General features: G+C 65.2%; 9 protein-coding genes. 2 read left to right on the top strand and 7 right to left on the bottom strand.

The genetic code is table 11. From position 1 onward, the window contains the following. Window positions 1-7: 7 nt before the first annotated feature. Complete coding sequence (locus XI04_RS18415; protein WP_271610434.1) at window positions 8-1,954, bottom strand: maltotransferase domain-containing protein; 1,947 nt, start codon at window positions 1,952-1,954, stop codon at window positions 8-10. A 204-nt stretch (window positions 1,955-2,158) separates the two neighbouring features. Between XI04_RS18415 and malQ the strand changes: the two genes are divergently transcribed. Both malQ and XI04_RS18405 read left to right on the top strand, forming a co-directional pair. Next, on the top strand, window positions 2,159-4,120 hold the full coding sequence (gene malQ / locus XI04_RS18410; RefSeq protein ID WP_271610435.1) for a 4-alpha-glucanotransferase: 1,962 nt from the start codon (window positions 2,159-2,161) through the stop codon (window positions 4,118-4,120). A 41-nt stretch (window positions 4,121-4,161) separates the two neighbouring features. Beyond that, window positions 4,162-5,964, top strand: a complete 1,803-nt coding sequence (locus XI04_RS18405) for a glycoside hydrolase family 15 protein (protein WP_212475142.1) — start codon at window positions 4,162-4,164, stop codon at window positions 5,962-5,964. Window positions 5,965-6,048: 84 nt separating this feature from the next. Here the strand turns inward: XI04_RS18405 and XI04_RS18400 are convergent, their stop codons facing one another. Genes XI04_RS18400 through XI04_RS18375 form a run of 6 tightly spaced genes read right to left on the bottom strand, consistent with a single transcriptional unit; the run spans window position 6,049 to window position 13,563 of the window. Further along, the gene (locus XI04_RS18400) at window positions 6,049-6,861 is read right to left on the bottom strand and encodes an HAD family hydrolase (RefSeq protein WP_271610436.1); all 813 of its coding nucleotides are present in this window, start codon (window positions 6,859-6,861) and stop codon (window positions 6,049-6,051) included. A 25-nt stretch (window positions 6,862-6,886) separates the two neighbouring features. Further along, the gene (locus XI04_RS18395; protein WP_212475143.1) at window positions 6,887-7,417 is read right to left on the bottom strand and encodes a gluconokinase; all 531 of its coding nucleotides are present in this window, start codon (window positions 7,415-7,417) and stop codon (window positions 6,887-6,889) included. Next, window positions 7,404-8,153 carry a 6-phosphogluconolactonase gene (gene pgl / locus XI04_RS18390; RefSeq protein ID WP_271610441.1) on the bottom strand — a complete coding sequence of 250 codons (750 nt, stop codon included), beginning with the start codon at window positions 8,151-8,153 and terminating at the stop codon, window positions 7,404-7,406. Before pgl ends, XI04_RS18395 begins: the two co-directional genes overlap by 14 nt. Then, window positions 8,153-9,664: a glucose-6-phosphate dehydrogenase gene (gene zwf, locus XI04_RS18385; RefSeq protein WP_028145668.1), complete on the bottom strand. Its 1,512-nt coding sequence runs from the start codon at window positions 9,662-9,664 to the stop codon at window positions 8,153-8,155. The genes pgl and zwf overlap by 1 nt, the downstream gene beginning before the upstream one ends. A gap of 37 nt (window positions 9,665-9,701) precedes the next feature. Next, entirely contained in the window at window positions 9,702-10,700 is a 999-nt protein-coding gene (gnd, locus tag XI04_RS18380; protein ID WP_028145667.1) for a phosphogluconate dehydrogenase (NAD(+)-dependent, decarboxylating), read from the bottom strand. A gap of 13 nt (window positions 10,701-10,713) precedes the next feature. Next, window positions 10,714-13,563, bottom strand: a complete 2,850-nt coding sequence (locus XI04_RS18375) for a bifunctional transaldolase/phosoglucose isomerase (RefSeq protein WP_028145666.1) — start codon at window positions 13,561-13,563, stop codon at window positions 10,714-10,716. Between the last annotated feature and the right edge of the window lie 138 nt (window positions 13,564-13,701).

Raw genomic sequence — 13,701 nt, 5'->3', positions numbered from 1 at the left:
TGGCCCCTTACGCCAGGCAGCGGAACAAGAGCGCCGGATCGCGGTCGGGATCGATACGCAACCTGATCCCGCCCCATTCGATGCGGGACTGTTCGCCGGTGAGAAGGTTTTCGAGTGTCGTCATATGATGCCGCTGCCCGCCGGCGTCAACGGTGACGTCGCCGAGCGGCAGCCAGCACTCGCGCAAATGGCCCGAAAGCGCGATCACGATGAGGACGGTGTTGGCCGGCTCGGCCGCCTCCTTGACGAAGGCGATCGTCTCGCCGTCCTCAATGCCGAGAAACCGCAAATTTGCCGTTTGCTGGAGCGCGGCATTGTCGTTGCGGATGCGGTTGAGACCGGCAATGTAGGACTTGATGTTGCCGGGCCGGTCCCAGTCGCGTTGCCGGATCTGGTATTTCTCGGAATCCAGATATTCCTCGCGGCCGGGCATCGCCTCGTGTTCCAGCAGCTCGAAGCCGCTGTAAACGCCGTAGCTGCCCGACAATGTCGCCGCCAGCGCAACGCGCGACTTGAACGCCCAGGCCTCTCCGCCCTGGAGATGATAGGGCAGCAGGTCGGGCGTGTTGACGAACAGGTTCGGGCGATAGAAGTCGCGCTCGGGATAGCGCGTCAGCTCGCCGAGATATTGCTCCAGCTCCCACTTTGTCGTGCGCCAGGGGAAATAGGTGAAGGACTGCGCAAAGCCCAGCTTGGCGAGGCCTTTCATCAGCTTCGGCCGGGCAAACGTCTTGGAGAACAGGATCACCTCGGGATGCCGGCGGCGGATGTCGCGGATCAGCCAGTCCCAGAATGCAAGCGGCGCGGTGTCGTGGTTGTCGATGGCGAAGATGGTGACGCCTTGGTCGATCCAGAACAGCATGGCATCGCGAAACCCGTTCCACAGCCCGGCCCTGTCGACGGAGTCGAAATCGGGGATCACGATGTCCGAATAGGGTCCATCCGCGGTCCGCACCGAGCGGTCCGGCCGCCATTTGAACCATTCCGGATGCTGCGTCAGCCAGGGATGGTCGGGCGAGCATTGCACGGCGAAATCGAGCGCGAGCTCGAGACCGTATTCCAGGCAGGTCGCAACCAGCGCGCGGAAATCCTCGATGGTGCCGAGATCGGGATGCAGCGCATCGTGGCCGCCCTCGGCGGCTCCGATCGCGTAGGGCGAGCCGGGCTCGCCGTCGGTTGCCACCGGCGCATTGTTGCGGCCCTTGCGACGGCTGCGGCCGATCGGCTGGATCGGCGTCAAATAGAGCACGTCAAAACCCATCGCGGCGATATCGGGCACGCGGGCGATGCAGTCGCGCAGCGTCCCGTGCTGGCCGGCGACCTGGCTCTGGCTGCGCGGCATCATCTGATACCAGGCGCCGAAGCGCGCCTTGTCGCGGTCGACGGTCAGCGGGAAAGGCTGCGAGCGGGTCAGGTCTGGCCGGGACTGGCTCTCTGCCATGGCATTGCCGAGCTCGGCCGCAAGCAGCGAGGCGACGTCGCCGGTCTGAAGATAATCCTCGCACTGTCTGACGATGACCGCTGCCGCGTCCTGTCGCGCGCCATGCGCCTTGGTCAGGAGCCCGGCCCCCTCGATCGCATCGAGGCTGACATCGGCACCCATTCGCTGCTTGCGCGCGACTCCGTGCGACCAGGTGGCGAACTCGTCGGTCCAGGCCTCGATCGCGTAGACATGTTGGCCGGGCTCAACGGGTGTGAATCCGCCGGACCAGCGGTCATTGCCCCGATGGTCCATCGGCTCGCGCTTCCAGTCGCGGTCCTGCTCGCGGCGCCAGATCAGCGCGGCCCCGACCACGGCATCGCCATCGCGGTAGACATCGGCCCACACCTCCATGCGCTCACCCGCGATCCGCTTCACCGCGAAGCGGCCGGCGTCGATTGCGGGATAGACGTCCTCGATCAGGAAAGCGCTGCCGGCTGCGGCACTTTCGACAGTTTGAATTGTCTTGTTCACGGTGATGCCATTGACAAGAAAGCAGGAGCCCGTTTCCCTTGTCGGGAACCTACGCTTGGTACCTATATAGAAAGCCGGTTGTGTGTCATTAGTTCCCTCGGGAACGGGTGGCGCGGTCTGCGAGTTAGGGCTGACTAACGTCTTCCACCGTCTCGTTAAAATTGATGCCCCCGGCAAAAGGGTGGCCTGCAAGCTGCGTGCCGAATGGATCTTTTAGCTCAAGCCCGGATCAAGGGCGTTCAATCCGAATTCATCGACGCCCTCGGAAAGCTGCGGGTCACCGATCCCGTGGCCCTCAAATCCATTCTCGATGCCCTGCCGGAGAAGCGGGTTTACCGCTTCGTCAGCGGGCCGGTCGTGGTCCGCGCCTTGGGGCATCCGCGCACCGAATTGGCGACGATCGGCGCGCCGCCGCTGAAGTGGAAATTGGCCGCAAAGGGGGAGGTGATCGCCGAGGGCGAGACGCGCGAGCCCGTGATCCCCTGGCCTGCCGGCCTGCCGCTCGGCTATCACCGGTTGACACTGACCGATGCCGAAGGTGTGACGGAAGAGGTGCCGATGATCGTGGCGCCCGAGCGCGCCTTCGGCGGCGATTTCGATCGCGGCTGGCTGCTTGCCGTGCAGCTCTACAGCGTCCGTTCGGACCGCAATTGGGGCATCGGCGATTTCACCGATCTCGCCGATCTCGTCCGGCTCGCAAAGCAGCTGGGGGCTGACGGTGTCGGACTCAATCCGTTGCATGTCCTGTTCGACGACCACCCGGCCGATTGCAGTCCCTACTCGCCGAATAGCCGGCTGTTCCTCAATCCGCTCTATATCGACGTCGAAGCCATTCCCGAATTCTCCGCAGACCTCGTGCCCGACGCGGCCGCGACCGCGGCCCGTCTGCGCCAAGGCGATCGCGTCCCCTATGCCGACATGGCGGCGTTGAAATGGCTGGGCCTGCGCGCCGCCTTTGACAGCTTCGTGACGACGGCAAGCGCGGCGCGCCGCAAGGCGTTCGACGCCTTCCGCGCCGCCCGCGCGCCGCTATTGTCCCGCTTCGCCTGCTTCGAGGTGCTGCGCCATCGTTTCACCGCGCCATGGTGGGAATGGCCGGTTGAATGGCAGCAACCGGACGAGGCAAAATGCGCCAGCTTGCGCAATGGGCCTGACAAGCGCGAGGTCGAGTTCGTCGAATTCGTGCAATGGACCGCAGATAGCCAGCTGCATGCTGCCAAGGAGCTTGCCAGCCAGCTCGGCATGCGCGTCGGGCTCTATCTCGACGTCGCCGTCGGCGTGCAGTCCAACGGCTTCGATGCCTGGAACGAGCAGATGGCGATCTCCCGTCATCTCGCCGTCGGCGCGCCGCCCGACGTGCTCAACACCATCGGCCAGGACTGGGGTCTTGCCGGCTTCAACGCCGGCGGCCTGGAAGCGCAATCCTTCGTGCCGTTCGCCGACATGCTGGCGGCCTCGATGCGCCATGCCGGCGCGATCAGGCTTGATCACGTGCTGGGCCTGAAGCGGCTTTATCTCGTGCCCCGCGGCTTCAAGCCGGATAACGGCGCCTATGTGCAGATGCCGTTCGAGGCGCTGCTTGGCGCCGTGGCGCGCGAGAGCGCGGCCCACAAATGCATCGTGATCGGCGAGGACCTCGGCACCGTGCCGGAAGGTTTTCGCGAGACCATGCAGGATTTCGGCATCTGGTCCTATCTGGTCATGATGTTCGAGCGCGACGATGCCGGCCATTTCCGCAATGTCGACCATTACCGGCCCAACGCGCTGGTCACGCTGAACACGCATGACCTGTCGACCTATGCCGGCTGGCGCTCCTTCGGCGACCTGAAGATGAAGCGCTCGCTCGGGCTCGATCCCGGTGAGAACGACCAGGCGCGCTGGGATGCGCTCGGCAGGCTCGACGAGATCCTGCGCCAGAACGGCATTCGTGCCAACGACCTCTATTCGGTGCTCGCCTTCCTGTCGCGCACGCCGTCGCGGCTGCTCGCGGTCTCCATGGAGGATCTGCTCGGCGTGATCGACCAGCCCAACATTCCCGGCACGATCGACGAGCATCCGAACTGGCGCCAGCGCCTTCCTGTCGCGCTCGACAAGATCGCCGCGAAGGTCGATCTCACGGCCTTGCGAGCAGCGACGCGGGAACGTTCGTTGAATGGCGGGAGTTGACGGCGCAAGGGCTTCCAGGGGCTGTTAAGGCTCGCACGACGTTGTCTCAGAGGATCGAGGACTATGCGCTGATCGGTGATTGCGAGACCGCGGCGCTGGTCGGGCGCAACGGCTCGATCGACTGGCTGTGCTGGCCCGCCTTCGATTCCGATGCCTGCTTTGCCGCCATCCTCGGCAGCGATAAGAACGGCCGCTGGCTGGTTACGCCGGCCGAGGACGTCACCAGCATCTCACGCCGCTATCTCGGCAACACTCTCATCCTCGAAACGCGTTTCGAGACGAAGAGCGGCACCGTTGCGCTGATCGATTTCATGCCGCCGCGCGGCAAGGCGTCCGACATCGTGCGGCTGGTCCGCGGCGTCAGCGGCGCGGTGAAGATGCGGATGGAGCTCGTCATCCGCTTCGGCTTCGGCATCGATATCCCCTGGGTGCGGCGGATCGACCATTCGCTGATGGCCATCGCCGGCCAGGATATGACCGTGCTGCGCACGCCTGTCGAAACTCGCGGCGAGGATCTGACCACGGTTGCCGATTTTGAGGTGAAGGCCGGCGAGACGGTACCCTTCGTGCTGACCTACGGCCCCTCGCATCTGGAGCCGCCCGCGCCGATCGATCCGGAGATCGCGCTTCAGGACACCGAAAAGTTCTGGCAGGATTGGTGCGGCCATTGCACCCGCGACGGCGACTATCAAGACCTCGTCATGCGCTCGCTGATCACGCTGAAGGCGCTGACCTTCGCGCCGACCGGCGGCATCGTCGCGGCACCCACCACCTCGCTGCCGGAAAAGCTCGGGGGCAGCAGGAACTGGGACTATCGCTTCTGCTGGCTGCGCGATGCCACCTTCACGCTGCTGGCGCTGATGAACTCGGGATACACCGAGGAAGCCCTGGCCTGGCACAATTGGCTGCTGCGCGCGGCGGCCGGCTCGCCGGCGAACATGCAGATCATGTACGGCATCTGGGGCCAGCGGAGGCTCTTGGAATGGGAGGCGGGCTGGCTCAAGGGCTATGAGGGCGCCAAGCCGGTGCGCGTCGGCAATGCCGCCCATGCGCAGCTCCAGCTCGACGTCTATGGCGAATTGATCGACGCCTTCCACCAGTCGCGCATGGCCAAGCTCAAGCTGGACGACGAAACGACATGGGCGCTGGAATGTGCCGTGCTCAATCATCTGGCCGAAGTCTGGGACCGGCCCGATCACGGCATCTGGGAGCGGCGCGGCCAGCCCAGGCACTACGTCTTCTCCAAGGTGATGACCTGGGTCGCCTTCGACCGCGGCATCAAGAGCGCCGAGACCTTCGGCTTCAAGGCGCCGCTGCTGCACTGGCGTACGTTGCGCGAGGCCATTCATCGCGACGTCTGCAACCGGGGGTTCGACGTGGAGGAAAATGCCTTCGTCGAATCCTACGGCTCGAAATTGCTCGATGCCAGCGTGCTGCTGCTGCCGGCCGTGGGCTTCCTGCCGCCGTCGGACCCGCGCATCCGTGGCACCATCGCCGCGGTCGAGACATGCTTGGTGCGCGACGGCTTCGTGCTGCGGCACGATCCGCGCGAGCTGCCTGCAGGGCAGCCGCCGCTCGAAGGCGCGTTCCTGGCCTGCAGCCTGTGGCTCGCCGATGCCCATGTGCTCGCCGGCGATCTCGACAAGGCGCAGATCTTGCTCGATCGCGTGGCCGGCATCGCGAATGACGTCGGGCTGCTGGCCGAGGAATACGATTCAGTCGCCCGGCGCCAGACCGGCAATTTCCCGCAGGCGCTGACCCACATCGCGCTGATCAACACCGCGCACAATCTGTCGGCGGCAAGGCAGCAGTGCGACAAGCCGGCGGTGCAGCGGTCGAAGTAATAGCGCTCTCTCCGTTCCCTCCCCCACAAGAGGGGAGGGAACGCACCGCAGTGGAAAAGCCTGTCGAGGCTCTTCACATCAAGTTCAGCCCACCCCATTCCACTTCAAGATCATCTCCATCGCCTCGGCAAAGCCATCCTGCTCGTTGCTCGCAGTGACGTGCGTCGCCTGGTCCTTGACGTAGTCGGTGGCGTTGCCCATGGCGATCGAGATGCCGCTGACGGCGAACATCGCAAGGTCGTTCTGCATGTCGCCGATGGTGGCGACGGCGCCGGTCGCAATGCCCAGGCGCCTGGCCATCGCCTCCACGAATGTGCCCTTGTTGAAGCCCGGCGGGGTGATGTCGAGATAATAGGTCTGCGAGCGCACCGCGGTGGCCTCGCTGCCGAGCGCCTCCTGCATCGCCTTCTCGCAAGCCTCGAGGCTGGCGGCGTCGGCGCTGGCGCCGACGATCTTGCAGGCGCTCGACAGGTAAGGCGAAAAGTCCGTCACCATGGTGGGATCGGAGCGGATCGTATGCTGCTCGTGCGCGACGTATTTACCGCTGGGGTTGTCGATCAGCCACTTGTCGGTGGTGAACAGCCAGATGTCGGCGCCGAATTCGCGGAGGATCTGCAAGGACCGCTCGGCCGCGCTGGCCGGGATCAGGTGTTGCTCGACCGGCCGCATCTCGGGATCGACGATCGAGGAGCCGTTGAAGGGGCCGACCGGCAGCCAGAGCGCCAGCGGCTCGATCAGGAAGCGCATGCCGATGGCGGGACGGCTGGAGGTGATGGTGAAGCCGATGCCGGCCTTGTGCAGCCGCTGCACCGCACCCCTCGCGCGCTCCGTCAGCGTCTTGTTCTTGGTCAGCAGCGTGCCGTCGACGTCGGAGACCACGAGGGAGATTTGCGTCATGACAGAACCTTCAGGTTTCCAAATCTCAGCGCTTCGCCCCGCCCAGCTTCAGCTGCCGCACGATCCCGTCCACGATCGCTTCGACGGTTTCGTCGATCGAGACGGTGATGACGTGCTCGCCCGCCTCCGGCGGCTCCAGCGTGTCGAACTGGCTCGTCAGTAGCCCAGGCGGCATGAAATGACCCTTGCGCCGCGCGAGCCGTTCGGCGATCAGCTCCTTGGTGCCCTTCAGGAACACGAAGCGGACGTCGTCGCGTCCACGCAGCAGCACGTCACGATAGGTGTGCTTCAGCGCCGAGCAGGCGATGATGATATGCCCGCCCTCGTCGCACACCCGTGCGATCTCGTCTGCGATGGCGTTGAGCCAGGGCCAGCGGTCCTCGTCGGTGAGGGGATGGCCGGCCCGCATCTTCTCGACGTTGCTGGCGGGATGAAAGCTGTCACCGTCCTCGAAGCGCCAGCCGAGCCGCTCGCCGAGCGCTTCCGCAACCGTGCTCTTGCCCGAACCAGACACGCCCATCACGATCAATGCACAAGGTGCTTCAGCGCCCGCCACGAATGTCCTCCGGAAGCGCGGCCCTGTCGACCAGCCAGACGGTCTCACCATTCGAGCGCGCGCGTAAGGCCGGCAGAGTCTCGCCATTGACGATGCGCGTCAAGATCGGCTGCTTGTCATGCCCGGCAATCTCGAACAGCATTTCGCGGCAGGACGCCAAAGCGGGCAAAGTGAGCGAGACCCGCGGCACGAAAGGCGCGACATTGGCCTTGGGCACCCCGACGACCCAGCGTTCGGTCTCCTCGATTTCGGGGAAGCCCGGGAAGAGCGAGGCGGTGTGGCCGTCAGGGCCGGCGCCCATCAGCACCAGGTCGAACAGCGGCCGCGCCGGATCGAGCCTTTCAGAACCGTAGAAGGCCTGCAGCTCGCGCGCATAGGCCTCAGCGCTTCGGTCTGGATTGTCGGCCGTGGTCGGGATCGGGTGGATATGGCCGGAAGGCGCATTGCGGTCGAGAAAGGTCGCGCGCGCGACCGCCATGTTGTTGAGCGGATCGCTGTCGGGCACGAAGCGTTCGTCGCCGATGAACCAGTGCACGCGGTCCCACGGGATCTTGCCCCGCCAGGGGTCGCTGCCGAGCAATTGATAGAGCTTCTTCGGGCTGGAGCCGCCGGTGAGGCAGATCGCGATGCGGGAGGGGTTGGCCGTGATCCGCGCCATCACCCGTTCGGCCGCGGCCTGCGCCAGCGCCCCGGCGTCGGCCGCGACGATCAGCTCCGGCGGTCCGGCCGCCGCCATCACGAAAATTTCCGCCAGCTTCGTCCGTCGCGCCGCAGCAGCTCGTCGGCGCAGGCCGGGCCGTCGCTGCCGGCTTCGTAGGTCTCGATGCCGTTGGTGCCCGCGCTTTTCCAGGCGTCCAGGAACGGCTGCACCGCCTGCCATCCGGCCTCGATGCCGTCGGCGCGCTGGAACAGGATGTTGTCGCCGATCATGCAGTCGTAGATCAGCGTCTCGTAGCCGGTCGAGGGATCGGCCCGAAAATAATCGCCATAGCGGAATTTCATCTCGACGCCGTCGATGGTGACGCTCGGTCCGGGGATCTTGGCGTTGAACTGCAGCTCGATGGTCTCGGTCGGTGCGATGCCGATGGTGAGAAAATTCTGCGACAGGCGATCGACTGTCGTGCCTGAGAACATCGACAGCGGCGCCTGCTTGAACTTGATCGCGACCTCGGTGCGCTTGTGGCCCAGCGCCTTGCCGGTGCGTAAATAGAAGGGCACGCCGGCCCAGCGCCAATTGTCGATCATAAGCTTCAGCGCAACGAAGGTTTCGGTGCTGCTCCCGGGCTTGACGTCCTGGGTCTTGCGGTAGTCCGGGATCTCGTCATCGCCGACGCGGCCTGCGAGATATTGCGCGCGGACCGAGTTCTTCAGCGCATCCTCCCGGCTCGGCTGCTGGATCGACGTAAGCACCTCGGCCTTCTCGGAGCGCACGGAATGGGCGTCGAAGCGCGCCGGCGGCTCCATCGCCACCAGCGACATCAGCTGGAACAGATGGTTCGGCACCATGTCGCGCAGCGCCCCGGTGGCATCGTAGAAGCCGCCGCGGTGGCCGACGCCGAGCTTCTCCTCCACCGTGATCTGGATGTGGTCGATGTGGTTGCGATTCCAGATCGGCTCGAACATGCCGTTGGCAAAGCGCAGCACCAGGATGTTCTGCACGGTCTCCTTGCCGAGATAATGATCGATCCGGTAGATCTGGTGCTCGTCCATGATCTTCAGCAACTCGGCGTTCAGCGCCTTGGCCGAGGCGAGGTCGGTCCCGAACGGCTTTTCGATCACCAGCCGCCGCCAGGCGCCGTTCTCCTTCGTCATGCCGGTGCGGCCGAGCTCGCGCGCCGTCGGTGCGAACGCAGTGGGCGGCGTCGCCAGATAGAACAGTCGGTTGCCGCCGGTTTCCTGCGCGCATTCCAGCGAATCCAGGTGCTCGCGCAGGCGATCGAACGACGGCGGGTCCTTCGGATCGGCCTCGACGAAGGTCACGCATTCCAGCAGCTTCTTTGCGATGTCGTCGTCCACGGGACGGGTCGCGAACTGGCGCAGTCCCTTCAACAGGCTGTTGCGCAGTTCGTCATCCGACTGCCCCCTGCGGGCCACGCCGACGACGCAGAACTTTTCCGGCAACAGATGCTCGGCCGCCAGATTGTAGAGCGACGGCATCACCAGCCGATGAGTGAGGTCGCCGGTCACGCCAAAGATGACGAAGGCGCAATTTTCCGGCTTGCGCTTTACTTGCGGGTCTTTTGTCACGAATTGTCGGCCTTCGCTTGGTACGCTTACTGAGCTCTTATTTGGACTTCGCGGCGCCCGGCTGCTTCGGCTCCTTGTGGCCGCCAAAACCTGCGCGCATCGCGGAGAGAATTTTTTCGGCGAAGGTGTGTTCCTGGCGGGAACGGAAACGTGTGTAGAGCGCCGCGGTCAAAACTTCGGCCGGCACGGCCTCGTCGATCGCCGCGTTCACGGTCCAGCGTCCTTCGCCGGAATCTTCCACGAAGCCGGAATATTCCGTCAACTGCGGACTGTCGGCGAGGGCCGTCGAGGTGAGGTCGAGCAGCCAGGACGGGATTACGCTGCCGCGCCGCCACACTTCGGCGATGTCGGCGAGATCGAAATCGTAGCGGTGATCCGCCGGGAGAGCCTCGATATTGGCGTTCTTGAGGATGTCGAAACCTTCGGCATAGGCCTGCATCAGGCCGTATTCGATGCCGTTGTGGATCATCTTGACGAAATGGCCGGCGCCGACCGGGCCGGCATGGATGTAGCCCTGCTCGATGCGGGGATCGCGGCCCTCGCGTCCTTCCGTGCGTGGAATGTCGCCGGCGCCGGGCGCCAGCGCGGCGAAGATCGGATCGAGCCGGTCGACCACCTGCTTCTCGCCGCCGATCATCATGCAATAGCCGCGGTCGAGGCCCCAGACGCCGCCCGACGTGCCGACGTCGACATAGTGGATGCCGCGTTCCTTCAGCGCCTTGCCGCGGCGGACATCGTCCTGCCAGAAGGTGTTGCCGCCATCGATGATGACGTCGCCCGCCTGCATCACGCCCGCGATGGTCTCGATCGTGGTCTGGGTGATGTGCCCCGCAGGCAGCATCACCCAGGCCGTGCGCGGCCGCTCGAGCTTCGAGATGAAGTCTTCGAGCGTCGAGGAGCCGACCGCACCGTCCGCGGCAAGGCCCGCGACGGCCTTGGCGTCCTTGTCATAGACCACGGTCGAATGTCCCTGGCGCATCAGGCGGCGAACGATGTTGCCGCCCATCCGGCCGAGGCCGATCATGCCGAGTTGCATCTGCAATATTCCCTTAGTTCAGCGCGTCGTTGAGCGCCGCATTGAGTGCCGCGAGACCCTTCTTGAGCCCGCCCTTGAGGTGGACGCGCAGCGCGCGCCGGCCGCGTTCGGTGAGCACGTCGAAATCGCCGCGTGCCTGCGCCGCCTTGATCACGCCGAAGCTCGCCTTCTGGCCGGGTACCGCCAGGTCCTTGGCATCATCAGCGGTGATCTGGAGGAACACGCCGCTGTCGGGTCCGCCCTTGTAGGCCTGCCCCGTGGAGTGCAGGAAGCGCGGTCCGAACTCGGCACAGGTTGCGACCTGCCGCTTCTCACGGACTTCGAGCCGCATGGCCTGGAGCGCGTCGATGGTCAGCTTGTCCCGCGCGACATAGCCGAGCAGGGCGACGTAATCGCCGTCGCCGGAGCGCGACAGATGCGCCTTCAGCCACGAGGTGAGGTCGCCGTTGGCGCCGGCGGCGCGCAGCGCGGTGGCGTTGGCCTCGTCGGTGTAGAGATCGGCCTCATCGGTGCTGACCACCGGCTGCTCTTCCGGCAACGCGCCGGTCTTCTCGAACGACGCGGTAAGCTCGCGGGTCTTGATCTTGGCGGCTTCCACGTCCGGCTGGTCGAACGGGTTGATGCCGAGGACCGAGCCCGCCACAGCGGTCGCCATCTCGAAGCGGAAGAACTCCTGGCCGAGATGGTCGATCGACTTCATCACGATGCGCACCACGGGATGGCCGGCCGCCTCGATCGCGGCAAGCTTGGAGTCGTGGGCGGCGTCCGCTTCGCCTTCGACGCGGATGTCGATGAAGAACCGGTCGTTGCCGTAGACGGAAGGGTCGCCCAGCGGCTCGCCCTCGATCGGGATCAGGCCCTTGCCCTCCTTGCCGGTCGATTCCGCGATGAGCTGCTCGGCCCAAGCTCCGAAATCGGCGATCTTCTTCGACGACAGGATCGTCACCTTGTCGCGGCCTTCGAGGCCGGCGAGGCCGATGGCAAGGCCAAGCTGCACGCCCGGGTTTTCGCTCGGCGGCACGTCCGGTCCGCAGGAGCGCGCCATGGCGAGCGCGTGCTTGACGAAGGTCTTGACGTCGATGCCGGCGGTCGCCGCCGGCACGAGGCCGAACGGCGACAGCACGGAATAGCGTCCGCCGATCGAGGGCTCGCCATGGAAGATGCGGGCGTAGTTCAGCTTCTTGGCGGCCTTCTCCAGCGATGAGCCGGGATCGGTCACCGCGATGAAGCGGAAGCCCGTCTTCGCCTTCGGGCCGAGCGCTTGCGCAACGCGCTCATGGAAATAGTCCTTCATCGCGTTCGGCTCGGTGGTGCCGCCCGACTTGCTGGAGACGATGAACACGGTGTTGGCGATGTCGATCCGGGCCTCCATCGCCCGCACCTGCGCCGGATCGGTGGAATCCAGCACGTGCAATTTTGGGAAGCCGGGCTTTTTCCCGAAAGTCTCGGCCAGCACCTCCGGCCCGAGGCTCGATCCGCCCATGCCGAGCACGACGGCGTCGGAGAACTTTTGCCCCTTCACGCGGCCGGCATAGTCCTCGTAATCGGCGACGTCGGCCTTGGCGGCGCTGTCGAGCCAGCCGAGCCATTTGTCCTCGTCCGTGCCGGTCCAGACCGACTTGTCGCGCTGCCACAGCCTGCGGATCTTGGCCGATGCACGCCATTCCTCCGTGCTCTTGGCCATCGCCTTGCCGAGCCCGTCGCCGAGCGAGAGAGACTGGCGGTCGAGCGCGGGCCCAAGCACCGTGGCGCGCTTGTGGGCGACGGCGCCGTAGAGCTTGTCGGCGGCGTCCGCGAACAGCTTGACGCCGTCCTTGACGAGCTCTTCGGTGATGGCGTCGAGCGAGACGCCGGAGCGCTCCAGCTCTTCCAGCACTCGGTAGGCGTCCTCGACGTTCTCTTCCAGGCTGTCGCGCGGCTTGCCATGGTCGCGGAACGCATCCAGCGTTGCCGGCGGCACGGTGTTGATGGTGTCGGGGCCGATCAATTCTTCGACATAGAGGACGTCGCTGTAATCCTTGTTCTTGGTGCCGGTGGAGGCCCACAGCATCCGCTGCGGTTTGGCGCCCTTGGCGGCGAGCTTGTCCCAGCGGGGACCCGAGAACAGGCGCTTGTAGTCCCGGTAGGCGACCTTGGCGTTGGCGATCGCGACCTTGCCCTTGAGCGCGGCGAGCCGCTCCTTCTCGGACGGATCGTTGGCGCGGGCGATCTTGTCGTCGAGCTGCTTGTCGACCACGGAGTCGATACGGCTGACGAAGAAGCTGGCCACGCTCGCGACATGCGAGGGATCGCCGCCGCCTGCGACGTATTTTTCGAGGCCGGCGATGTAGGCTTCGGCCACCTGGAGGTAGACCGCCTTGGAGAACAGCAGCGTGATGTTGATGCTGATGCCGTCGCCGATCAGCTGCTCGATCGCCGGCAGGCCCTCCGGCGTCGCCGGCACCTTCACCATCAGGTTCTTGCGGCCAACGTCCTTCCAGAGCCGGCGCGCCTCAGTGACCGTGCCTGATGTGTCCATGGCGAGATAGGGCGAGACCTCCAGGCTGACATAGCCGTCACCGCCCTCGAGGCGGTCATAGACCGGGCGCAGCACGTCGGCCGCGTTCTGGATGTCTTCGATCGCGACGGCCTCGAACAGGTCGGCCACGGTCCGGTCGCCGCGCTTCAGCGCCTTGCCGATCGGGGCGTCATACTCGTCCGAGCTGCCGATCGCCTTCTCGAAGATCGAGGGGTTGGAGGTGACGCCCTTGACGCCGTCGGTCTCGATCAGCCGCTTCAGGTCGCCCTTGGCGATGAAGCCGCGGGCCAGGAAGTCCAGCCAGACGGCTTGTCCGTGCTTTTCCAGTTCTTTGACGGGATTCATGATGCTTATTTATCTCCAAGCCTGCGGGCGAGGGGTTTCCGCGCCGGTCCTGACGCGCTATCCTCTAGCTTACATGCTCCCGGGAGGGAACCAATCAAGGGTACAGGCGTCATACCCTCCAGTGTAACTCCGTCGCGA

Source organism: Bradyrhizobium sp. CCBAU 11430 (assembly GCF_028128855.1).
Lineage (GTDB): Bacteria > Pseudomonadota > Alphaproteobacteria > Rhizobiales > Xanthobacteraceae > Bradyrhizobium > Bradyrhizobium ottawaense.
The sequence above is the reverse complement of the archived record's forward strand: the minus strand, read 5'-3'. Positions and strand labels throughout refer to the sequence as shown.